Source organism: Hoyosella levis (assembly GCF_026008515.1).
Taxonomy (GTDB): domain Bacteria; phylum Actinomycetota; class Actinomycetes; order Mycobacteriales; family Mycobacteriaceae; genus Lolliginicoccus; species Lolliginicoccus levis.
On sequence record NZ_BQYM01000014.1, the window covers coordinates 38134 to 62200 of the forward strand.

Below are 24067 nucleotides of genomic sequence, written 5' to 3' on the forward strand. Positions count from 1 at the left end.
CGTTTGGGCCGGCCCGGCGCGCGTGCCGTGCCTATGATGCGGTGTCGGCGGCAACACGCATCGGAGGTCGTGTGGTGAACGTGTCGGAGCGGTGGCGGCGCAAGGCAACCCCGGAGCAGCTCGCGGCCGAGGCGGCCAAGCAGGCGCTGGAGAATCCGGATATCGAGCGGAAGCAGCCGCTCATCGCGGCAACGTCGATGCTCGGGGCCGGCAGCGAGGCGATCAACCGCGCCATCACGAGCGCGCTCGGCAAGACCCGGGCAGCGGCGGAGGACGCTGCAGCGGCGGCGGTCGGCGAGACCGTCGGCAAGGTCGCCGAGGAAGTCGCCGGGATGGTCATCGATAGCCCGGTGCTGTCGCCCGCGCTGCGGGCGTCGGCGATCACCGTCGCGAGCCCGGTGGGCAGGGCGGGGACGAAGGTCGCCTGGCTCGCCTCGGCGAGCCCCATTGGCTGGGCCGTGGGCAATGTGGGGTCGCTGGCCGCGTCGTCACCCGTGACGCGGCGGCTCGAGACCGCAGCGAAGGAAACGCTGGGGGCGGCGCTGGTCAACGATACGACCAGCGCGGCGCTGAGCGTGGTGGTCGATGCTGCCCTCGATGCGACGGTCGATGTGGCGATCCCGATGCTGATCGAGCTCTCGGTCGATACCGCGGTCGATATCGTGCGCAGCACCATCCTGCAGGGCGCGGGCACTCTCTCCAGCCTCACCCCGACGGACGCTGACGATGCCGTGATGGCGCGCGCGGTGAACCTGGCGTTCAACAACCCCTTGTCGGGGACGGCGCAGAAGTTCGTGATCAAGGCGGTGCAGCTCGCGGCCCGGGGCGCGGCCGCAGGAGTAGTGGGGCCCGTCGTGCGGGCCGCGGCGGAGCAAGCGCGCGGCGAGATCATCAGGACGCTGCTCGGCGAGGTGATCGTGAACACCCCGGTCGCGTTGACCGGAGCGGCGGTGAGCGCGACGCGGGACATCGTGACCTGGGAGGGCGGCAATGCCGACGATGCGGAGCGCATACTGCACACGGCGATCACCCGCGCCGTTGTGGATGTGGTGCAGGCGAGCGCTCGCCCGGCGGCGACGCTGGCGGTTCGCAGCGTCATCACCGGGACAGTCGTGACCACAGCAATCAATGCGGCGGTGGATGCGGCGCAGGATTCGGTGCGCAATACCGCCGAGCTCGTCACGGCCTCGCCCGGTCGCTTGCGGGGCTTCCTGCGCTGGCGGCGGAAGGAAGCCGGGCAGGATGCCGACGAGGGGTAGCGCGCGCACGAGGAAGAGCCCGGACATCATTGTCCGGGCTCTTCTGCTCAGGTCAGGCTAGTGGCGGTGCTGCTCAGTAGCGGCGCGCGCTGTGGAACGGGAAGTCCCCGAGGTTGTCGACCTTCACGGGGGAGGACGAGTTGAGCGCGTGGACGACCTGCCCGTTGCCGATGTAGATCCCGGCGTGCGAGGCACCGCCGTACATGAGGACGACGTCGCCGGCCTGCAGGTTGTTGATGCTCACCGGAGCGCCGCCCGCGGCCTGGCTCTGGCTGGTGCGGGGAACCTGCTTGCCTACCTGGCCATGGGCCCACTGGACGAGCCCGGAGCAGTCGAAGGCGTTCGGGCCGGAGGCGCCATACACGTAGGGGGAGCCAACCTTGCTGAGGGCGGCGTCAGCGACGGCCTGTCCCTCGGAGACGGCGGGGGCCGCGATGTCGGTGATGTTGCCCGCGGGGGCAGCGATGTCGATGACGGGTCCGGCGGTGGCGGGGACCTCGATGGCGCCGATCCCGGGCACCGAGATCGTGTCAGCCGCTGCCTGCATCGCGGGGACGACCGCGGTGGCGGAGAGGATTCCGGCGATGAAGGCGGTGCGAGCGGAACGCTTGAGAGTGATGGAAGCCATGGGGTGTTGCTCCTTGGATTGGATTGCCGCGGCCAGGCACGGGCAACGGGTAGTGAATCTGGCACCCGTTGTCTTTGGATGGTCGGCGACTGATCCGCCCCGTGTGTTGCTCGGGGGACCGCCGCTCCGTTCGGTCACAAGAAGATTACGAAATGGCAACGGCAACGTCTAGAGCTGGCCTTTTGTCGCCGCTGCTGTGGCGTTGGGCACACTGCTTGCTCCAGCAAGCGGGTGCTAGCACGTGGGATGGGCAGTTTGCTGCTATGAACTGCAAATTCACCAACTCGGAATGCGGAGAAGTCCTGTCAACCCCCGCGGTGTCGCTCCCAGAATGGGCTGCCGCGCCATTTGTTCAGCGATGCGCGATATCATCCCAGCTCGCGCGGCATTTCGGCCGATCCGTTGGCGCAAGGGATGTGACGATGGTCTCATTTTCGCGGCCTGCGCGTGAACGGCAGCGAGAGGCGGCCCGCAGCGGGCCCGGCGTTACCTACCCGCGCGCCTTCAACGCCTCGGTGACCAGCGGAACCTGCAAGGGAAGCCGGGCTATCGCCCCCGCCTTCATCCACGGCGACAACCGGCTCGACCGTAGCCAGTCGACCGTCATCTGCACGTTGGCCGGGAATACCGCCACGAACAGCAGCGCGGCGAGAGTGGCCCCTGCCCGCTGCGTGCGCGGCACGGCCAGCGCCCCCGCGATGCCCAGTTCGGCCACCCCGGATGCCTGCGTGTACCAGCGTGGCTCGCCCGGAAGGAAGCGCGGCACGATCCGATCGAAGAACTGCGGTGCCACGAAATGCACCACGCCCGCGCCACCAAGGAGCGCGGCGAGGCGCAACGCCGCGGCACGGCCAGGGCGATCAGAAGCGGGCACGGCAGGCGGGGGCGCGGAACTCATGCCTGCCAGCATGCCCGATCGGCACGCGGTCCGCCCGGGAGGGGCTGGAATGGCTCCCGGCCCGGTCTAGCGAGCCACCGCGAAGTCGCTGCAGCAGCGGCGTCCCGTCACGCGGCGCCCACCAGGTCATAGGTCTCCGCCAGCGCCCGCGCTAGCTGCGCCCGGGCCCTGCTGAGCCGGGAGCGCACTGTCTGCACCGGGATGCCCAGGTGCGCGGCGAGCTCGCGGTAGGGCATCGCGGTGTACTCGCGCAGCACCAGCACCGCTCGGAAGTCATCGGAGAGCCTCGCGAGTGCGGCATTGATCGCGTCCCTGTCGGCAGTCTGCTCGGCATGATCGAACTGATCATCGGCGAGGTCCAGCGAGTGCAGGTCGACCGCGAGATCGCGGCGCGACCTCACGATCATCTTCGACGAGTTCGCGGCGATCGTGTACGCCCACGTCCCGAAAGTCGCTTCCCCCCGGAACCTGTGCAGGTTTTGCCATGCTGCTGCCAGCGCATTCTGCAGCGCATCCTCGGCATCGTGTCGATCGTTGGTGATGCGGTAGCAGATTGTCCACAGCCGGCTGCGGTACCGGGTGACGAGCTCGGCGAATGCCCGCTCGTCCCCGCGGCGCGCACGGTCGATCAGTTCTTTCTCGGACACAATCCCCCCCAGGTTGTGATAAATCCCAGGCCCCTGCCTGGTTACAGATGCACCCCCCGGTGCATGAGCTATATCGCCTTGTGACTGCTAAATGTCACACTCGTACGAAGTGTTGTGCATCACATGCCCGCGGCATGGCGTTCGTCGAAACCTGCGACCGAGTCCGGCACGAGGTGGTCGAGCGTCCGGCGGCCCGGGTCAGCGCTGGCGAGCTGGAGCATCCTCGACCATTCGGCATCGGTCAGGACGGGAATCGGAGCGGCCTCGATCCCGAGGGAACGGGCGAGTGGGTCGATGGTGGGGACCAAGGGGGGTTCCTTCCTCGTGCGGGAGTCGGGCTCGTGGCCCTCGGGCGGATGCGACTTGAATCGCGAACGATGCGCCGTTCTCTCTTATGTTGCAGCAGGCTCGCGAAAAGTTCCCACCCGCCGCTGCGCGAGGTCCACCTCCGGATCTGCGAGCGAAAGTCAACAGATGTCCGTTTCCTGGGCGTGATTTGTTGACATTCGCTCGCAGATCCCCGCGGGCGGCGTGTGGTGCGGCCTGTGGGGCGGCCTGTGGGACGCGCGGCTAGTCGGCGAGCGCCTGCTCGACAAAGCCGCGCACCTCCGGCAACGAATGCTCGAGGATGTCCCGATGGTCGGCTTCCTCGTACAGCTTGAGCTCCACGGGCGCGCCGGAGGCCTCGAGCTCCGCGGCGAACGCCACGACCACAGGAGCGGGCACATCGATATCCAGGCCGCCCTGCACGATCAGCACCGGATCGCCGTAGCCTCGCACCGGAACCTCCGCCATTGCCCGCACCGCATCGAGAAACCCAGGGATGTCCCGCCACGCGGTGGTGAACACATCTCCCGGGCGCACGCCCTCGACGTCGTACCACAACTGCCAGCCGCACACCGTCGCCGCGCTATCGATCAAAGCTCGCCCGCGAGCCGTGAGGTGATCATTCACCGGCACCTCGGGCGCGGCCTCGCGCACCGCCGTCGCCAGCATCACCGCATAGCTCATCAGCCCCTGCGGCAGTGGCACCAGGACCAGCGGATCCATCGCCAGAGCCAGATCCTCCACGTTGACTCCGGGCGCGATGCCCACGGTTCCCCGGAAGTCCAGGGCCCCGTCCGGATCGAGCACATCCGCCTGGTTGCCGGTGAAGAGCGCGGCCTGGCCACCTTGCGAATGACCCATCACCAGCCACTCCGGAGCCAGCGCGACATCGAGCTCGTGCGCCGCCCGGACCGAGTTCACCACCGACGCCGCTTCGACCGCGCCATTGAGATACGAATGCAGGCCCGGGGTGCCCAAGCCCTGGTAGTCCGTGATCACCAGCGCATATCCGGCATCCAGCCAGCCGCCGAGGTACGCCGCGCCCTCCTCGTACCACGGCAGGGCGGACGGGGTGCAATCGTCGCCAAGCCCAACAGTGCCATGGGCGAACGCGATGGTCTTCCAGCCCCCACGCGGCGGCGGACCTTGTGGCAGGAAGACCGCGGCCGTGCTCAGCGCCATCCGGCCATGCTGGTCCCGCGTCGTGTAGGCATAGCGATGCGCCTCTGCCGTACCGGGCAGCCAGAGCGAAGCATCGAGCTCCGTAGCCGCCACCAAGACACCTGGAGCGCTTGGCAGCGGGTCGGCATGCTCCCGCACATCAAGGCCCGACCAGACTGGCGCGGACTGCGCATGAGCAGGCGCCGCAGCAGGGATCACGAGAGTGGCGCACAGCAGGGCGGCAGGGACCGCGAACGCGGGCGCGAAACGACGAATCAGCACTCCGCGACGCTAGCGCTCGTCCGGGAGTGCCTGTGGCCGTACGTGTTTCATGATCATGAACGGTTGTTCGCGGCTGTATCGCGCATGCGGCGAGCACCCGGGCCTGATACCCGGCTTGCTTGCCGGGCCGCGCTCTTTGGTGGGATGCTCGTCAGCACGCGGCCCCAGCATCGCGAGGAGCAGCCATGCCCGACTATCCGATCCGCATCGTGCGGTTCCTCGTCTCGCCCGCGCACGCCTACTTCGGACGGCCCAAGGACGGCCCCGCCACCGTTCCCACCGAGTTGCCCGGCACCATCGAATGCATCGCGGGCAAGGGCATCCGCGGGGATCGCTTCTTCAACGTCCGCGCGCACACCGAGGCCGCCGTCACCTTCCTTGCCGCAGAGGCCTGGGACGCCGCCTGCGCTCGAGCGGGCACGAGCGCCGTGCCCGAGCTCGCTCGCCGCAACATCCTTGTCCGCGGCGTGGAGCTCGATCGGCTGCGCGGCGAGGACTTCACACTCACGACCGGGGCTGGCAGCGTCGTGTTCCACGGTGGGCGGCCCGCGCATCCTTGTGCCTGGATGGACACGATGATCGCGCCCGGCATGCGCAAGGCGCTCGTGGGCAGGGGCGGCATCCGCGCGGGAGTGCTTGCTAGTGGCGTGCTCGGGCTCGGCGAGGCGATCCTGTCGTGCGAGGTGCTTCTGGATGCCGCGCGGGCGGCGGATCCCGTTATGCGCGCGCAGCCACTCGGTTGAGCGCGCTGCTAATCCGGCGCGCCCACCCCGCCGCTAGTCCGGCGCGAGGAGGTGGTGCAGGAACGTGCTGGGCTGGTCGAGGAATGCACGCATGAGCCGTACGGGCTCGGACTGGTCGTAGCCAATGGGCGCAATGGAGCCGTCGTCGCTGATCTCGAGCAGGTGGGCTCCCGGCACCGCGAGCAGGATCGGCGAGTGGGTGGCGACGATGAACTGGCAACCGTGATCGAGGAGGTCGACGATACGGGCGATGAGCGCGAGGCAGCCGCGGACGGATAGCGCGGCCTCGGGCTCGTCGAGGAGGTAGAGGCCGTTCGGGCCGAAGCGATGATTGACGACATCGAGAAAGGACTCGCCATGCGAGCGCTCATGCAGCGAGTGCCCGCCATAGAACTGTGTAGCCCGCAGGTTCTCGATCTCGGTGGCGACGTTGTAGAACGATTCGGCGCGGAGGAAGAATCCGGTGCGGGGCCGGGCGGCCCATTGCATGCGGATTGCGTGGGCAAGGTCGGATTCGGAGCGGCGGGTGGCGAACCGGAATGCGGTGGTCCCGCCTTCAGCGTTGAATCCGGCGACGACGGCGATGGCTTCGAGGAGCGTGGACTTGCCGGTCCCGTTGTCGCCGGTGAGGAATGTGATGCCGGGAGGGATGCCGAGGCCCTCGGGCGGGGCAAGGTTTCCGATGACGGGCAGGTTGAACGGATAGCGATCGTCGGTGCCCGGTTCGAGCATGATGTGGCGCAGGTACTGCCCGTGCTCCGCCAAGCCGTCGGGCAACGCACCATCGTGAGCCCTGGGGTGCCCGCCATTGCCGTCAACCGAAGCGCACCGCTGGTCGGTCATGCGCGAGTGGCAACGCCTAGCGAGAGCGCGCCAAGGAACTTGGGCGTGCCCTTCTCGTAGAACTCCTCGATGCTGCTGATGGTGAATCCGGCATCCTCGATGAGCGGCACGATGGGCCTGTCGAGGTTGCAGCCCCCGAAGAGCTTCTGCTGCAGCGGGTTGAGGCGATGTTGCCAGTTCTGCACGGTGGAGTCGGGGGCGAGGCCGTGCTCGACGAAGTGGAAGGTGCCGCCGGGCTTGAGGACGCGGCGCACCTCGCGGAGCGCGGCGGCCACATCGGGAATGGTGCAGAGCGTCCAGGTGGACAGGGCGCTATCGCAGCTCGCATCGTCGAGGGGGAGCGATTGCCCGTCGAGGCCGTGGCGCTCCACGGGGACGGGCGAGTGGGCGACGCGCTTGCGGGCGATATGCCATGCGGCGTCGGCGGGCTCGATGGCCAGCACGCGGGAGACCGCCGGGGGGTAGTACGGGATGTTCAGCCCGGATCCGAAACCAATCTCCACGACGTCGCCGGTGAGCCCCGCGCAGGCTTGCTCGCGCTGCGGCCCGGTCAGCTTGGTCCCGCACGCCACGTTGATGATGCGAGGCAGGATCGTGTCACCGTAGATGCCCATGCTGCCAGGGTACTGCGGTCGTGCACCGCCGCGAGTGCGCGACGAACGACAACTTTCGTGCTCACGCCTGTCGGATCTTGCACACTCGCATCTCCCGCGACGCGAGCAGGGCCGACCGCGATGCGCGGCCGGCCCTGGTGCGACTCAGTGTCAGGCGAGCTCGTACCGGTCCAGGTTCATGACCTTGTCCCAAGCGGCAACGAAGTCGCGGACGAACTTGTCGCGCCCGTCGTCGCAGGCATACACCTCGGCGACGGCACGCAGCTCGGAGTTGGAGCCGAACACGAGGTCCGCCCGGGTACCGGTCCACTTGGTGGTGCCGGTGGCACGGTCGACGCCATGGAACGTGGTCGAGTCCTCGCTGGTGGCCTGCCACTCGATGCCCATGTCGAGCAGGTTGACGAAGAAGTCGTTGGTGAGCTTCTCCGGGGTGGTGGTCAGCGCGCCGAGCGGTGACTGCTGGTAGTTCGCGCCAAGCACGCGCAGGCCACCGACCAGGACCGTCAGCTCGGGAGCGCTGAGGGTGAGCAGGTTGGCACGGTCGAGCAGCAGGTACTCGGCGGGCAGCCGGTGGCCATCGCGCAGGTAGTTGCGGAAGCCATCAGCGGTCGGCTCGAGCGGCGCGAACGACTCCGCGTCGGTCTGCTCCTCGGTCGCATCGGTGCGGCCTGGCGCGAACGGCACCTCGATGTCATGGCCGGCATCCTTGGCTGCCTTCTCCACCGCGGCGCAACCGCCGAGGACGATCAGATCGGCCAGCGATACCTGCTTGCCGCGCTTCTGGGCGTTGTTGAAGTCCTGCTGGACGCCGCCGAGCGTGCTGAGGACCTTGGCGAGCTTCTCGGGCTCATTGACCTCCCAGCCGCGCTGCGGCTCGAGGCGGATGCGAGCACCGTTGGCGCCGCCCCGCTTGTCGCCGCCACGGAACGTCGACGCCGACGCCCAGGCCGTGGAGACCAGCTCGGCGACGCTGAGATCGGAACCGAGGATCTGCTTCTTCAGCGACGCGATGTCCTTCGCGTCGATCAGCTTGTGGGTCACCGGCGGCACCGGGTCCTGCCAGATCAGGTCCTCCTCGGGAACCTCGGGGCCGAGGTAGCGGACCTTGGGGCCCATATCGCGGTGGGTGAGCTTGAACCAGGCGCGCGCGAACGCATCCGCGAACTCGTCCGGGTTCTCGTGGAAGCGCCGCGAGATGGGCGCGTAGTCCGGGTCGAAGCGCAGCGACAGGTCGGTCGTGAGCATGACGGGCTCGCGCTTGGCCGACGGATCGTGCGGATCGGGCACCGTGTTCGCGCCCGCGCCGTCCTTCGGCTTCCACTGCCAAGCTCCGGCCGGGCTCTGGAACTTCTCCCACTCGAACCCGAACAGGATGTCAAAGAAGGTGTTGTCCCACTTGGTGGGGGTGTTGGTCCAGATGCCCTCGAGGCCACTGGTGATGGTGTCGTTGCCCTTTCCGCTGCCGAGCGCGTTGCGCCAGCCCAGGCCCATCTGCTCGATGGGGGCGCCCTCCGGCTCGGCTGCCACGAGTTCTGGATCGCCCGCGCCGTGGGTCTTGCCGAACGTATGGCCTCCGGCGATGAGCGCGACAGTCTCCTCGTCGTTCATGGCCATGCGGCCAAACGTCTCGCGGATATCGACCGCCGCGGCCAGCGGATCGGGATTGCCGTTGGGGCCCTCCGGGTTCACATAGATCAGGCCCATCTGCACGGCCGCGAGCGGATCCTCCAGATCACGCTCGCCCGAATAGCGCTTGTCATCGAGCCACTCGGACTCGGGGCCCCAGTACACATCCTCATCGGGCTCCCACTCATCCACGCGGCCACCCGCGAAGCCGAACGTATCGAGGCCCATGGTCTCGAGAGCGACGTTGCCCGTCAGGACGATCAGGTCCGCCCAGGACAGCTTGCGGCCATACTTCTGCTTCACCGGCCACAGCAGGCGCCGCGCCTTGTCGAGGTTGCCATTGTCCGGCCAGCTGTTCAGCGGCGCGAACCGCTGCTGTCCGCCACCGGCGCCGCCGCGACCATCGCTGATGCGGTAGGTGCCCGCGCTGTGCCACGCCATGCGGATCATCAACGGGCCGTAGTGCCCGAAATCAGCCGGCCACCAATCCTGCGAGTTGGTCAGCACCGAGGCGATGTCCTTCTTCACCGCGGCAAGATCCAGCGTCTTGAACTCCGCGGCGTAGTCGAAATCGCCGCCCATCGGGTTCGACACAGGAGTGTTCTTGCGGAGGATCTTCAGGTTCAGCTGGTTAGGCCACCAGTCGCGATTGCCCCCGCCCGCCGTCGGGTGCTTCGGATTGGTGCCCCCGAACGGGCATTGCCCCTCCTGGGGGTCATTGATCTCATCGAAACCGTCAGGGCGATCAGGCACGGCTTGTCCTTCCAGTGGTCAAGGGATTTGCTCGGATTGGGCTGAAGCCAAGCAGGCGGGGCACAAGCCCCAGAAGATGACCTCGGTCTCATCGATCTCGAAACCGTGGTCATCCGACGCGGTCATGCACGGGGCTGCACCAGTGGCGCAGTCGACATCAGCAATGACGCCGCAGCTCCGGCACACCAGATGATGATGGTTGTCACCAACGCGCGTCTCGTACCGCGCCACCGACCCCGTCGGCTGGATACGTCGCAGCAATCCAGACGATGTCAGGGCCCGCAGCACGTCATACACGGCCTGGTGCGACACAGCACCGTGATTCTGGCGGACCACGCTGATGATGGAGTCAGTATCCGAATGCGGGTGATCATGCACCGCTGTCAGCACCGCCAGGCGCGGCGCCGTCACGCGGAGGGCTGCCCCGCGCAACAAGCGCTCAAAATCCGGTCGCGTGCTCACACCCCAAGTGTGGACCACTTTCTGGAATCAATCAAGTGTTTGCGGGAGTGGATTGCGGTAGGGCTCGGGTTGCTCCGCGCGTACTCTCTCATCCATGGCTGATGATCATGATCGGGATGGTTCGCGCGCTCGCGCAGGCGGTTGGGCGCGGACGGTTGGTCGCTGGGTGCTTGGCTTGTTCCTGCTGTTCGCGGGCCTGTCGCATCTGACGTGGGCGAGGTCGGAGTTCCTGGCGCAGGTGCCGGGGTGGATGCCTTTGGACGCGGATCTGGTGGTCATCGCCTCGGGCGTGGTGGAGGTCGCGCTGGGGGCCGCGTTGCTGCTGGCGCGGCAGGGGCGCTGGCGGGTTTTGGTGGGCTGGGTGGTCGCGGCGTTCTTTGTGGCGATCTTCCCGGGGAACATCTCGCAGTTCGTGACGGGGACGGATGCGTTCGGCCTGGAAAGCGACCTGGCGCGGGGCGCCCGCTTGTTGTTCCAGCCAGTGCTCGTGGTGTGGGCGTTGTGGTGCACGCGAGCGTGGGCGGACCGGCCTGCGCTGCTGCGGCGGAGTCGGGACTAGAGGAGCCGGGACTGGGCCTGCCATCGGTCTCGGGGAAGGGCCGACCGGCTGTTCGGCTGCAAACGCGATAGATCCTGCTGGTTAGACCGGTCTGCTTCTATCGCGTTTGAGGGTTTCCGGTGCTTTTGCGCCGGCTGGCCCCGGTAGCGGTTGCGCCCGGATCAGGTGTATGAGTCCTGGCCTTGTTGGTTCGTGACCGTGGTGAGCAGGAATGCGCTGTCGGCAAGGGCGAGCACCGAATGGCGTTCATGCGTGAGGATCCACAATTCCCCTTCGTTGAACTCCCATTGCGCCCCTGCTTCGATGTCGACGCGAACTCGTCCCACGAGTACCTGAAGGCTCGAGGCGGGCGGGGAGTTGTGCTCGGCCAGTTCCATGCCCTTCCGGAGCGCGATCACGGTCTGCCGGAGCGGGCCGTCATTGGCGATGAGCTCGGCGCTGCGACCATGCTTGCCCGTCCGCGCTGCGGCGAGGTGGGACTCGGCGAGTTCCCTCAGATTTGCCATGACGGTCCTTGGGGTTGCCTGCTGGCTCTGGTCTGAAAATACGCGGCGCACGCAGATCGTGTCCACCCTTTGAGAGCAGCGCGGCGTGGATGGCCTCGCCCGCGCGAGCGAGCCGTGCAACTCCATGTGAACGCACGGTGAACAATGCCCCGCCGAGCGGCAGAATGTGTCCTTCGTCATTGTAGGGGACTTGACCGACTATCCTCGCGGTTCCTAACATAATGTTGGTTGAACTGGGTATTTGTCCTTGCGGGCAAAGCCCGCTACCAGCCCCAACGAACCTAGCGGCGCCCAGAACCAGGCATCGTGCTGACCCGAGCAATGACCCAACGAATTCGTGAGGCCCTTGATGCGCAACGCCGACACTAATGATGAACAAGTGTTGGCGATGACGCCCCTGCGGAGGCCGAACGCGCGAATCGTCACTGCCGCATGCCATGCCGGCGCGCACGGCATTCTTGACCTTGGGCGCGGCTCGTCCCTGGCCCGCCGCGAGCTCGCTGTGGCGGCCGCGGCGATCCCCGGCGGATTCGGCGTTCGCATCTCGGATGATTGCTCCCTTGGCGCCGATGCGCTGCCCGACGAAGCAGTGACGGTCGTTCTTGGCGTCGATGCCCTGGACCGGGCCCCCGAGTTCGAGGGCCGACGCGTTCTCGTGGAAGCGACCTCGATCGAGCAGGCGAGGGAAGCGCATCGTGCTGGCGCTGATGGAATCATCGCGCGAGGCTGCGAGGCTGGCGGTCCAGCTGGCACCACGAGCAGCTTCGTGCTGCTCCAGCAAGTGTGCTCCGACGAGACGATCGACATCCCGATCTGGCTGGCGGGCGGCATCGGCCCTGACACCGCTGCCGCCGCGGTGATGGGCGGCGCACGGGGCGTGGTGCTCGACGTCCAGCTCGCCCTGCTGCGCGAGTCCACCATCGCTGCCGAGGAGCGCGGGGTGCTCGCGGGGCTCGACGGCTCGGAGTCCGTGATCGAGGATGGGCAGCGCGTGGTGCGACGTGCCCTCCGGCGAAGCGACGGTACTGGCCTCGTCCTCCCCGTCGGCGAGGACGCCTACCTCGCGCAGGTATTCGCGTCGAGGTTCGAGACCGTTCCGGCCGCGATCCGGGCCATCCTGGACTCGATCGCCGCAGCGGTCGATGCGCCCGGCCGGGACCTAGCCCGCGAGGTGCTCGACGAGGGATCGCCGCTGGCGGACGCACTGGGCACGGCACTGCCTCTCGCCCAGGGACCGATGACGCGAGTGAGCGATCATCCCCGGTTCGCCGCAGCGGTCGCCGAGGCTGGCGCGCTGCCATTCATCGCGCTCGCCGTCAACTCGGGCGCGCGCTCCCAAGAGATCCTCACGGCCACCAAGGAGCTGGTGGGGGACCGTCCGTGGGGCGTGGGCATCCTGGGTTTTGCCGACGCGCAGCTGCGGGAGGAGCAGCTCGACGCAGTGCTCGCCACGCGCCCGAGCCACGCCATCATCGCTGGCGGGCGCCCCGCCCAGGCCTCACGCCTCGAGGCCGAGGGCATCAGCACCTTCCTGCACGTTCCCTCGCCCGGCCTGCTGCGGCAGTTCCTCGGCGGCGGAGCCCGCAAGTTCATCTTCGAGGGCGCCGAGTGCGGCGGGCACGTCGGGCCCCGCCACAGCTTCCCGCTGTGGCAGGCACAGATCGGGGAGCTCCAGCAGTTCCTCGGCGCTCATCCCGATGCCGCCACCCGCATCGAGGTCTTCTTCGCCGGCGGCATCCATGACTCCCGCTCGGCAGCGATGGTCGCAGCGCTCGCCCGCCCGCTCACCGAGGCAGGCGTGCGTATCGGCCTGCTCGCTGGCACCGCCTACCTGTTCACCGAGGAGGCCGTCGAGTCCGGCGCGATCGTCCCCGGGTTCCAGCGGCACGTCGTCGAGGCAACCCGCACCGTGCTTCTCGAGACGGCGCCGGGCCACGCCACCCGCTGCGTCGATAGCCAGTTCGCGGCCGAGTTCGCGCGCACCCGCACCGAGCTGCAGCAGCAGGGCGTGCCCGACCGGGAGCTGTGGGAGAAGCTCGAGCAGCTCAACATCGGCCGGCTCCGCGTCGCGAGCAAGGGCGTTGATCGGTCCGGCGGGCAGCTCGTCGAGGTGAGCGCGGAGCAGCAGCTCCATGACGGCATGTTCATGGCGGGGGACGTGGCCCTGCTACGTGACTCGGTCACCACCGTCTCCGCGCTGCACGATTCCCTCACCAGTGGCGCAGCGGAGTGGTACGCGAAGCGCGGCAGAGAGCTCGGCATCGACCCGGCGAGCGCGCCCGAGCCCGAGCCACTCGATATCGCGATCGTCGGCATGGCCGCGATGTTCCCGCAGGCCCCCACGCTCTCTACCTTCTGGTCCAACATCCTCGCTGGCGTGGATTCGGTCACCGAGGTGCCCGCCTCGCGATGGGATCCGGCGGTGTACTTCAACGCCGACGGCGGCGACGGCAAGACCCCCTCGAAGTGGGGTGGATTCCTGCCGCCCATCCCGTTCGATCCGTTGCGCTTCGGCATCCCGCCGCGCTCCCTCGGCAGCATCGAGCCCACCCAGTTGCTCGCCCTCGAGGTCGCGGACCAGGCGCTGCGCGACGCTGGCTATGACACCCGGCCGTTCGACCGGCAGCGCACCGCGGTGATCTTCGGCGCCGAGGCAGGCAGTGACCTCTCCAACGCGGGCGTGCTGCGCAATGTGCTGCCCTCCTACATCGGCGACCTGCCCCCCGAGCTTGACGCGCAACTGCCACGCCTCACCGAGGACTCGTTCCCCGGCGTGCTCGCCAATGTGATCAGCGGTCGCATCGCTAACCGTCTCAACCTTGGCGGCGCCAACTACACCGTGGACGCGGCCTGCGCCTCCTCGCTCGCGGCGCTCGATGCAAGCTGCAAGGAACTGGTCGCCGGCGGGGCGGACACCGTCCTGTGCGGTGGCGTCGACCTGCACAACGGCATCAACGACTACCTGATGTTCGCCTCGGTGCACGCGCTTTCCGCCACCGGCCGCTCCGCGACCTTCGACAGCTCCGCCGACGGCATCGCGCTCGGCGAGGGCGCGGGGTGCGTGGTGCTCAAGCGCCTCGCCGACGCCGAGCGCGACGGCGACCGCGTGTATGCCGTCATCAGGGGAGTGGGCAGCGCCAGCGACGGCCGGTCGCTCGGCCTGACCGCGCCCCGGCCCGAGGGGCAGCGGGCAGCGCTTGAGCGGGCGTACCGCAATGCTGGTGAATCCCCGTCCACTGTCGGCCTCGTCGAGGCGCACGGCACCGGAACCGTTGTTGGCGACCGCACCGAGCTGACAACCCTGACGAACCTCTTCACCGATTCCGGTGTCGCGGCGGGCCAGGTGGCCATCGGCTCGGTCAAGTCCCAGATCGGCCACACCAAGTGCGCCGCGGGTCTTGCCGGGCTCATCAAGGTCGCCCTGGCCATCCACACCGGCGTGAAGCCGCCCACCCTGCACGTGCGCAGCCCCAACCCGGCCTGGCAGGAGGGCAGCAGCCCCTTCGTGTTCAACGCCGAGCCACTGCCGTGGGAGAAGCACCCCTCCGAGCGCATCGCCGGAGTGAGCGCCTTCGGCTTCGGCGGCACCAACTTCCACGCCGTGCTTCGCGGCCACGCCCGCAATGTCGCGCCCGCCCATGCCTGCAATGACTGGCCCGTCGAGCTGTTCACCTTCCGCGCCGCGAGCCGGGACAAGGCCCTCGACGAAGCACGCGGCCTGCTCGCAAGGATCGATGCCTCGAGCAGCGCGGACTGGACCGTCCGGGACTGGGCATTCGCGGCAGCCCAGAAAGCCGATGCCTCGGCAGCGCGGGGCGAGCCCACCTGGATCGCGTTCGTCGCCGCCAGCACAAACGAGCTGCACCGCACCCTCACGGCCATCGCCAGCGGCGAGCCCGCCAAGGCCGTGCACGAGCGCGTGGACGACACGATCAATAGCGGCAAGGTCGCGTTCCTGTTCCCCGGCCAGGGCAGCCAGCGCCCCCGGATGGGCGCCGGCCTGATGGTCGCGTTCCCCGAGCTCCAGCATCACCTGCAACGCGGCGAGCGCTACGCCCGCGCGCTCTACCCGCCGGCCGCGTTCACCAAGGAGACCGCGGACCGCCAGCGCGCCGCCATCACCGACACCACCGTCGCGCAGCCCGCCCTCGGGATGGTGGAAATGGCGTTCCATGACGTGGTGCGCCGCGCGGGCATCACCCCCGACATGGTTGCCGGGCACAGCTACGGGGAGCTCGCGGCGCTCGCCGCGGCCGGGGTCATCGACCCGGGCACCCTGCTCGAGCTGAGCGCCGCGCGCGCCACCGCCATCGCCGAGGCAGCCGACGAGCTCGCCGACCGGGGCGCCATGGCCGCGGTATCGGCGACAGCGCAGGACGTCGCCTCGGCCCTCGCCGCGGCCGGGCTCGAGGGCGACGTGGTGATCGCCAACGACAACGCCCCGCGGCAGAATGTCATCTCCGGACCCACCCCAGCCATCGATGCCGCCGTCGCCGCGCTCAAGTCCGCGGGCCTCTCGGTCACCCGGCTCAACGTCTCCTGCGCGTTCCACAGCCCCGTCGTGGCGTCGGCGAGCGCCACCTTCGCGAAGCATCTCGCCAGCACCCGCTTCTACGCGGCCGATGTGCCGGTGTATGCCAACACCACCGCAGCCGTGCACGACGACGATGCCGATGCGGTGCGGCGCGGGCTCGCCGAGCAGATCAGCGCGCCCGTTCGGTTCCGCGAGCAGATCCAGGCCATGCATGACGACGGCGCGCGGATCTTCATCGAGGTCGGCCCCGGACGGGTGCTCACCAAGCTCACAGGCGCCATCCTCGGCGAGCAGGCCCACGTGGCCATCCCGCTCGACGATGGACAGAGCTCGGGGCTGCGCGGTCTCCTCGAGGGCTTCGCGCGGCTCGCTGCCGCCGGTGCGGACCTGCGCACCGAGTGGCTCTTCGAGGGCCGCGGCGCCGTGGCGCCCGACCCCGCGACGACAGTGAAGCGCCCCGGCTGGACCGTGGACGGCCACCTCGTGCGCACTGCTGATGGTTCCATCCCCGAGGGCGCGCTCGCCCCGGCAACCCCCGTGAGAATAGGTCCCATGACACACGCCTCGTCCGGAGCAGAAGCGCTTATCACCGAGTTCCTCCGCAACAGCCGCGAGATGGTCGCCGCGCAGCGGGACGTGCTCCTCGGCTACCTCGGGACCGAAGCTGCCCTGCCGCACAATGGCTACCGCCATGCCGCTCCCGCTTACCTAGCGCCGGAGATCGCCGCGACGGCACCCGCATCCCAGGAGCCCGCATCCCAGGCACCCGCGCCGTCGTCCGAGCTGTCCTCCGGGCCAGCCCAGCCCGAGCAGCCGGTCGCCCACACCGAGGAGACCGTGCTCGCCAAGGTGTTCGACGTGATCGGCCGCCGCACCGGCTACCCCGTGGAGATGATCGAGCCGGATCTCGACCTCGAGGCCGATCTCAGCGTCGACTCGATCAAGCGCGCCGAGATCGCCGGGGAGCTTGCTTCCGAGCTAGGCCTGACCGGTGGCGATGATAGCGAGCTGGAGGAAGTATCCCGCGCGCGCACCGCCGCGGCCATCGCCGCCCTGCTCGTTGCGAAGCTCAACGGGGAAACCGGGCCCGCCGCCGTTGCCACTCCTGCGCCGGCCAGCGCTGCCAGCCCCGCTGACCTGACCGCCCCCGATGCCTCGGCAATCGTGACGGCCCCGCAGCGCCTCATCATGCGGCACGTGCCACTCGAACCGCTCTCCGCCACACCAGAGGTGGCCGGCCAGCGCGTGCTCATCGTCGGCTCAGGCTCCCTCGCCGAGGCCCTCGCCATCCAGCTGCGTGCCCACGGCGCGACCGCGACCATCGCGCCCGCCACCTTCGCAGACATCCGCGACGCGCTCGCCACGCCCGTCGAGGGAGTCTTCTACCTCGCCAGCACCACGCGTGACTCCGCCCCCGCGCTGCCCGACGCTTTTCCCCTCCTGCGAGAGCTCATTGCCGCCTCTCCCCGGTGGCTCCTCGCCGCCGGGCCCGGCGAGGGACTTCGCGGCTTCTTCCGCACCGTCGCCCGCGAGTACCCCGAACTGCACGCCACCGTCATCGAATCCACCGAGACCGGTCCCGCGCTCCTCGCCACCGAACTGATCACCGAGACCGCCGCCGGGCCGGGCCAGCCCGTCGTCCTGCTCGACGCTGGCACCCGCTCGGGCCTCGCTCTGCAGCCCACCAGCCTGGGCACCGTCGCTACCGCAGGTGCCGGGCCCAGCGGCGATGGCACCGCCGAGGCCACCGCGCTCGGCCTCGACCAGGACTCCGTGGTGCTGCTCGTCGGTGGCGCCCGCGGCATCACCGCCCGCTTCGCCACCACGCTCGCTGCCGCGAGCCGCTGCCACATCGAGCTCGTCGGCCGTACCCCGCTCGCGGCCGAGCCCGACGATCCACGCATCCATGAAGCAACCACCGCAGCGGAACTGCGGGCCGCGCTCATTGCCACCGGCCAGCGCTCGCCCGCGGGCATCGAGACCACGATCAACCAGCTCCTCGCCGCCCGCGAGGTCCGCGGCACCCTCCAGCGCCTCCGCGACCTCGGCGCCACCGTCCACTACCGATCCACCGACATCCGCGATGCCGAGGCCGTCACCGAGCTTGTCACCAGCATCCACGCCGAGCATGGCCGCATCGACGGCATCGTCTACGCGGCCGGGGTCATCGAGGACAAGCTCATCGCCGACAAGGCCCCCGAGTCGTTCGCACGAGTGTTCACGACCAAGGTCGATGGAGCGCGGCTGCTCATCACCGCCGCCGAGGAGCTCGCCAACGGCCCGCGGTTCCTCGTGTTCTTCGGCAGCATTGCCGCCGTCCTCGGCAACCGTGGTCAATCCGACTACGCCGCCGCCAACGATGAGCTCGAGACCCTCGGCCGCAACTGGACCGTCGCGGGGAAGCGCCGTGGCCTCACCGTCCACTGGGGCCCCTGGGCGCCCACGGGGGAGAACAATGGCATGGTCACCCCTGAGCTGATGCGCACCTACGCCAAGCGGGGCGTCGCCCTCATCGACCCCGAGGAAGGCACCACCAGCCTGCTTCGCGAGCTCGCCTGGGGAGACGAGAACGAGCCATCCGTCGTCTACACCGCGTCCGAGTGGTGACCCCGGCAGTGACCCATCAGCCGGTGGCCATCGTCGGCATGGGCGCGCTGTTCCCCGGAGCGAGCAACCTCGCCGAGTACTGGAACAACCTCGTGCGCGGCGTGGATAGCGTCACCGATGTGCCCGCGGACCGGTGGGACGAATCGCTCTACGATCCGGCTGCCCGCGATCATCCCCGCGCCGATGCCTTCTACTGCCGGCGCGGCGGATTCGTCGAGGCCGACATCGACCCGGCGCGATTCGGGATCATGCCCAACAGCGTCGACGACATCGAGCCCGACCAGCTGATCGCCCTGCGCGTCGCCGCCGATGCCATCGATGACGCCGGTGGCAACGGCGCGCTGCCGCACGACAGGTCCCGCATCGGCGTGGTCCTCGGGCGCGGCGGCTACCTCACGCCTGGCCTTGTGCGCCTCGACCAGCAGGTGCGCACCGCCCACCAGCTCGTCCGCACCCTCGGCGAGATCATGCCGGACATGACGGGCGAGCAACTGCAGCAGGTCAAGGAAGCCTTCCAGGCACAGCTGCGCCCGCCCACCTCGGACGCGGCGATCGGGCTCGTGCCGAACCTCTCCGCCTCGCGCATCGCCAACCGGCTCGACCTGCGCGGTCCCGCCTACACCGTCGACGCCGCGTGCGCCTCCTCCCTCGTTGCCATCGACCAGGCCATCGCCGAGCTCGCCAGCGGCCGCTGCGACATGATGCTCGCAGGCGGGGTCCACCATTGCCACGATGTCACGCTGTGGAGCGTGTTCAACCAGCTCGGCGCCCTCTCCCCGGCACAACAGATCCGCCCCTTCGATGCCCGCGCCGACGGTGTCCTCATCGGCGAGGGCACCGGCATCATCGCGCTCAAGCGCCTCGCCGATGCCGAGCGCGACGGGGACCGCGTCTACGCCGTCATCACCGGAACCGGCGTGGCCAGCGACGGGCGCACCGCCAGCTTGTTCAACCCCGACCCCTCCGGCCAGGTCACCGCCGTGCAGCGGGCCTGGGAGGCTGCCGCGCTCGACCCCACCGCGCCCGGAGCGATCGGCCTGCTCGAGGCCCACGGCACCGGGACCGTCGCCGGCGACAGCGCCGAGCTCCGCACCCTCGCCGAGGTATTCGGCACCCACGCCGCCAGCGAGCAGCAACCCGTGATCGGCACCGTCAAGTCCATGATCGGCCACGCGATGCCCGCCGCCGGGGCAGCGGGGATCATCAAGGCTGCACTGGCCCTGCACCACCGCACATTGCTGCCCACGCTGCACTGCGAGCAGCCCCACGCCATGCTGTCAGCCTCCCGCTTCGCGCCCATCGCCGAGGCCCGGCCCTGGCAGCAGCACGCCACCGGGCAGGCACGTCGCGCTGGGGTCAACGCCTTCGGCTTCGGCGGCATCAACGCCCACATCATTCTCGAGGAAGCACCGGCCCGCGCCACGACCATCACCGTGCGCGAGCCGCGCCGCATCCTTCGCCTCGCCGCGCCCACTGCCGCTGATCTCGCCACTGCCCTCGACGTGCCCGATGCAGACTTGCTCGCCACCACCGCAATGGGTTCCGGCCCCGCCCGCATTGCCATCGACGAGCCCACCCCCAAGCGCCTCAACCTCGCGCGCAAGGCTGTCGCGCGGGGCGTCCCGTGGCGCGGCCGCTCCAGCATGTGGTTCACCCCGGCACCGCTGCTCGGACCAGGGGGCGGCAAGATCGCCATGGTGTTCCCTGGCCTCGAGGCGGAGTTCGCCCCCGACGTCACCGAGGTCGCCCGCGAGCTCGGCATGGAGCTCGGCGGTACGTCGATGAGCACCGAGCATCTCGGGGCCCACGGTGCAGCGGTGTTCCAGCTCGGCCGGGTGCTGCATCGCGCGCTCACCGAGCGCGGAGTCACCGCCGGAGCGCTCGCCGGGCATAGCGTGGGCGAATGGTCCGCCATGACCCAGGGCGGCATGTTCGACAAATCCGAGATCGACACGTTCCTCGATCGGTTCGACCCCGCCTCGATCACCGTTCCCGGTGTCGAGTTCGCCGTCATCGGCACCACCGCCGCCCGCGTGCGCGAGGCACTGCACGCCTCGCCCGAGGTGGTCCTCTCGCACGACAACGCCCCCAACCAGTCCATGGTGTGCGGCCCGGGCAAGGCCGTCACCGCGCTCGTCGAGCAGTTCCGCGCCGAGGGCATCATCAGCCAGGTCCTGCCCTTCCAGTCCGGCTTCCACACCCCGATGCTGATCCCGTTCCTCGAACCGATCATCCGGGACCTCGACGCGTTGACCATCCGCGCGTCGACCGTGCCGGTCTGGTCCGCCACCACCACCGAGCCGTTCCCTGCCGATCCCATCGAGATCCGGGCGATCTACCTGCGGCACCTCGTGGAGACCGTGCGCTTCCGCGAGCTCATCACCCGCATGCACGACGCGGGCAACAGTGTGTTCATCCAGATGGGCACCGGGCAGGTCAGCGCGCTCATCGGTGACATCCTCCACGACCGCGAGCACCTGGCCATTCCCGCGCACACCGCGAAGGCCAGTTCCGCTGATCAGCTCGACCGGGTGATGGCCGCGCTCTGGGTGGAGGGCCACCACGCCGGGACAGAAGCACCGGCCGCGCGGCAAGGCCGGCGCATGTCCATTGCCATGGGTGGCCCGCTGGTGAGCATCCCGATGGCGCAACGCGCTAGCCTCGCATCCCAACCAAGGTTGACCCCGGCCAGTGCTAGCCAGCTCGAGGGCGTGCCCGCCGCCAGCGCGTGGGGGGCGGAGTTCTCCGCGCTCGTCGCCGACACCCAGCGCGTTGCCCGCGAGCTCATGACGGCTGCCTCCGCGCCCGCAGCCGCGAGGCCCGCCACGCCCCGTGTGCGGCCAGCCGCGCGCGCCCCGCATTCACCCGCTCAGCAGCCTCCCGCGCCGCAACCGCCTGGTCCGCGACCGATCCAGCCCTCGCGCACAACCCTCGATGTGTCGCTGGAAGCGATGCCGTACCTGATCGACCACAGCTTCTTCAAGATGCCCGACGGCTGGCCCGTCGACGAGGACCGCTGGCCCGTCGTGCCCGCGACGACCCTCGTGCACCACATGATGGAGCACGCGAGCCGCAGCGCGCCCGGATGCCTGCCCGTGGCGCTGACCGATGTGCGGTTCCAGAAATGGCTGCCTGTCATCCCATCCGTCACCGTGCCGATCACCGTCGAGCCGGAGGACGCCACGACGGTCAATGTCACCCTGCAGGGCCATGCCCGCGCCCGCATCGCCGTTGGCAACCAGTACCCCGCGCAGCCCGGGATCTGGCGCGTCGACCCCAGCACCGAGCATCCTCCGACCGACGAGGCCCACGAGCTCTACACCCGCCGCTGGATGTTCCACGGGCCCCGGTTCCAGGGCGTCACCGAGCTCACCGCCATCGGCGACCGGCACGTCCGGGGCCTCCTGCGCACGCCTGCCGCCCCCGGGGCATTGCTCGACAACGCCGGGCAGCTCCTCGGCTACTGGGTGCAGACCACCATGACCGAGCGCTCCACCGTCTTCCCCGTGGGCATGGACCGCATCGAGTTCCACAGCGCCCACCCGGAGCCCGGCAGCATCGTTGAATGCACCATCCTTATCCGCGAGGTCACCCACCAGGCCGTCACCGCCGACATCCAGCTGATCACCGGCGGCACCGTGTGGGCGCAGATCACCGGCTGGCAGGATCGTCGCTTCGATTCCAACCCCGCCATCCGTGCCACGGACTGCGCGCCCGAGCACAACACCCTCGCCACGTTGCATCCCGAGGGCTGGGCCGAGGTCGCCGAGATGTGGCCGGATCTCGCCACTCGCGAGCTCGTGGTGCGCAAGATGCTCGGCGCCACCGAGCGGGACCAGTACGCGGTCGTGCCGCCGCGCCGCAAGCGGCAATGGCTGCTCGGACGCATCGCCGCCAAGGACGCCATCCGGCAACTGCTGTGGCAAACCGAGGACGCCGGGATCTTCCCGCAGGAGATCGAGATCGGCAATGCCGGCAGCGGGGCACCGTTCGCCATCGGCACCCACGGTCGCTCGCTGCCGCCGCTGGCCGTTTCGATCGCGCACTGCGCCGAGCTTGGCGTGGCCATCGCCGCGAGCGGCCCCTGCGGCATCGATGTCGAGGAAGTCCTGGAACGAGACGCCACCACGGAGAACGCGGCGCTGACTGACCGTGAGCTCGAACTGCTCGACGTGCTCGCTGGCAGCGAGGCCAACGATCGGGCGCTGTGGTTCACGCGCTTCTGGACCGCGAAGGAAGCCGTCGCCAAGAAGCTCGGCACCGGCTTGGACGGCGCTCCCAAGCAGTTCGAGGTCATCGCCGCCAACCAGGCCAGTCTCATCGTGCGCCACCAGGGCATCGAGCATCAGGTGCGCACGACGGTCACCCGCAACCCGCAACCCTTGCCGCCACGCACCTATGTGGTGGCCTGGACCGAGCATTCCGGGACCCGCCACACCGACGAGGGGACAGAAAACCCATGAGCAATAATCCAGCGACCGAAACCCTCAGCGAGGACGAGGTATTCGACGCGATCGTCGGCATGCTGGCCGACATGCTCGAGCTGTTCGACGTCGATCCCAGCGACGTCACCCGCGAGACCGAGTTCCACGATGATCTCGAGATGGAGAGCATCGACCTCGTGGCGCTGTCCGGCCTGCTGCGCGAGCGATGGGGCGATCGCGTGAACTTCGCGCAGTTCATCGCAGGCATGGAGCTCGAGCAGATCATGCACGTCACCGTCGGGCAGCTTGTGGATTTCGTCGTCGAGAGCCTCAACAGCACCGAGGCCGACGCACCAGCGGAGCAGCCAGCGGGGGAGCAGGCGTGAACAAGGTCACCGTCGGCGACATCGAAGTCCACGTGCAGCGCATGGGGCCCACCGACACGGGCGTCACCGTTGTCCTGCTGCACGGCCTGCTCTATGACAGCCTCGCGAGCTACTACTTCACCGTGGGGCCCGCGCTGGCCGAGCTGGGCGTTGACGTTGTCATGTATGACCTGCGCGGCCACGGCCGCACCACCCGCCCCGCCACCGGCTACCAGCTCGAGCACTTCGTCGACGATCTCGACGGGCTCCTCGACGCGCTGGGCATCACTTGGCCGGTGCACCTCGTCGGCAACTCCTTCGGCGGCACCATCGCCTTCGGGTTCGCCGCCGCGCACCCCGAGCGCACCGCCAGCATCCTGTTCATGGAGGCCGAGCCGCCAGTCCAGCAGTGGGCCACTCACATCAACGAGGGCCTCAACGACGCCGTGGAGCGGCTCAGTGCCGAGGGCGCGTTCGAGCACATCGCCACCCACCACGGCTCCCACCCGGCCCGGCTATCCAAGGCCGCCTACAAGATCCTCGAGACCACCAGCATCGTCGCGGACATCCCCGCCAGCCGCCTCATCAACGAGGACCTCACCGACATCACCTGTCCCGTGCTGGGCGTGTTCGGCACCCAGACCGGGCTGTCCTACCAGGTCGAGCTGCTGCGTGGGAAGCTCGCCGCGTTCGAGGCCCGCATCCTCGACGGCATGGGCCACTCCGTGCTCGTGGAGAAGCCCGCCCTCACCCGCACCCTCGTCGCTGACTGGCTGTTCGGCGGCCACCAGGCCACGCTCGGCGAGGCACACCAGATCGGCGCCTGACA

Annotated in this window: 17 protein-coding genes; 7 read left to right on the top strand and 10 right to left on the bottom strand. The window is 69.1% G+C overall.

The genetic code is table 11. The features are described 5' to 3' along the window. Positions 1-71 precede the first annotated feature (71 nt). Positions 72-1259, top strand: coding sequence for a hypothetical protein (locus QC765_RS14620; protein WP_278315174.1), 1188 nt, complete (start codon positions 72-74; stop codon positions 1257-1259). Between the two features lie 73 nt (positions 1260-1332). Here the strand turns inward: QC765_RS14620 and QC765_RS14625 are convergent, their stop codons facing one another. The 5 genes from QC765_RS14625 to QC765_RS14645 form a co-directional block, all read right to left on the bottom strand. Next, the gene (locus tag QC765_RS14625) at positions 1333-1887 is read right to left on the bottom strand and encodes a C40 family peptidase (RefSeq protein WP_278315175.1); all 555 of its coding nucleotides are present in this window, start codon (positions 1885-1887) and stop codon (positions 1333-1335) included. A gap of 490 nt (positions 1888-2377) precedes the next feature. Next, positions 2378-2785 carry a DoxX family protein gene (locus tag QC765_RS14630; protein ID WP_278315176.1) on the bottom strand — a complete coding sequence of 136 codons (408 nt, stop codon included), beginning with the start codon at positions 2783-2785 and terminating at the stop codon, positions 2378-2380. Between the two features lie 107 nt (positions 2786-2892). Beyond that, positions 2893-3432 carry an RNA polymerase sigma factor gene (locus tag QC765_RS14635; protein WP_278315177.1) on the bottom strand — a complete coding sequence of 180 codons (540 nt, stop codon included), beginning with the start codon at positions 3430-3432 and terminating at the stop codon, positions 2893-2895. Positions 3433-3551: 119 nt separating this feature from the next. Beyond that, positions 3552-3740: a hypothetical protein gene (locus QC765_RS14640; protein ID WP_278315178.1), complete on the bottom strand. Its 189-nt coding sequence runs from the start codon at positions 3738-3740 to the stop codon at positions 3552-3554. A 262-nt stretch (positions 3741-4002) separates the two neighbouring features. Then, entirely contained in the window at positions 4003-5202 is a 1200-nt protein-coding gene (locus QC765_RS14645) for an alpha/beta hydrolase family protein (protein WP_278315179.1), read from the bottom strand. 185 nt (positions 5203-5387) lie between these two features. Here QC765_RS14645 and QC765_RS14650 point away from each other — a divergent pair, with 185 nt between their 5' ends. After that, entirely contained in the window at positions 5388-5945 is a 558-nt protein-coding gene (locus QC765_RS14650) for an MOSC domain-containing protein (RefSeq protein ID WP_278315180.1), read from the top strand. Between the two features lie 33 nt (positions 5946-5978). Here QC765_RS14650 and QC765_RS14655 read toward each other — a convergent pair whose 3' ends face one another. The 4 genes from QC765_RS14655 to QC765_RS14670 form a co-directional block, all read right to left on the bottom strand. After that, on the bottom strand, positions 5979-6722 hold the full coding sequence (locus QC765_RS14655) for an AAA family ATPase (RefSeq protein ID WP_278315181.1): 744 nt from the start codon (positions 6720-6722) through the stop codon (positions 5979-5981). 62 nt (positions 6723-6784) lie between these two features. After that, positions 6785-7402, bottom strand: a complete 618-nt coding sequence (locus tag QC765_RS14660) for a class I SAM-dependent methyltransferase (RefSeq protein WP_278315182.1) — start codon at positions 7400-7402, stop codon at positions 6785-6787. 150 nt (positions 7403-7552) lie between these two features. Continuing rightward, positions 7553-9781: a catalase/peroxidase HPI gene (gene katG / locus QC765_RS14665; protein ID WP_373876768.1), complete on the bottom strand. Its 2229-nt coding sequence runs from the start codon at positions 9779-9781 to the stop codon at positions 7553-7555. Between the two features lie 18 nt (positions 9782-9799). After that, the gene (locus QC765_RS14670) at positions 9800-10243 is read right to left on the bottom strand and encodes a Fur family transcriptional regulator (protein ID WP_278315183.1); all 444 of its coding nucleotides are present in this window, start codon (positions 10241-10243) and stop codon (positions 9800-9802) included. A gap of 94 nt (positions 10244-10337) precedes the next feature. Between QC765_RS14670 and QC765_RS14675 the strand changes: the two genes are divergently transcribed. Continuing rightward, positions 10338-10802 (top strand): DoxX family protein, encoded by a 465-nt coding sequence (locus tag QC765_RS14675; protein ID WP_278315184.1) that lies wholly within the window; start codon positions 10338-10340, stop codon positions 10800-10802. A 161-nt stretch (positions 10803-10963) separates the two neighbouring features. On the opposite strand, the gene QC765_RS14680 is transcribed toward QC765_RS14675, so the two are convergent. Further along, complete coding sequence (locus tag QC765_RS14680) at positions 10964-11308, bottom strand: cupin domain-containing protein (protein WP_278315186.1); 345 nt, start codon at positions 11306-11308, stop codon at positions 10964-10966. Between the two features lie 388 nt (positions 11309-11696). Between QC765_RS14680 and QC765_RS14685 the strand changes: the two genes are divergently transcribed. Genes QC765_RS14685 through QC765_RS14700 form a run of 4 tightly spaced genes read left to right on the top strand, consistent with a single transcriptional unit; the run spans position 11697 to position 24065 of the window. Continuing rightward, positions 11697-18449, top strand: coding sequence for a type I polyketide synthase (locus tag QC765_RS14685; protein ID WP_278315187.1), 6753 nt, complete (start codon positions 11697-11699; stop codon positions 18447-18449). Between the two features lie 8 nt (positions 18450-18457). Then, positions 18458-22912: a beta-ketoacyl synthase N-terminal-like domain-containing protein gene (locus tag QC765_RS14690; protein WP_278315188.1), complete on the top strand. Its 4455-nt coding sequence runs from the start codon at positions 18458-18460 to the stop codon at positions 22910-22912. Then, on the top strand, positions 22909-23259 hold the full coding sequence (locus tag QC765_RS14695; RefSeq protein WP_278315189.1) for an acyl carrier protein: 351 nt from the start codon (positions 22909-22911) through the stop codon (positions 23257-23259). Before QC765_RS14690 ends, QC765_RS14695 begins: the two co-directional genes overlap by 4 nt. Next, positions 23256-24065: an alpha/beta fold hydrolase gene (locus QC765_RS14700; protein ID WP_278315190.1), complete on the top strand. Its 810-nt coding sequence runs from the start codon at positions 23256-23258 to the stop codon at positions 24063-24065. Before QC765_RS14695 ends, QC765_RS14700 begins: the two co-directional genes overlap by 4 nt. Positions 24066-24067: the final 2 nt, after the last annotated feature.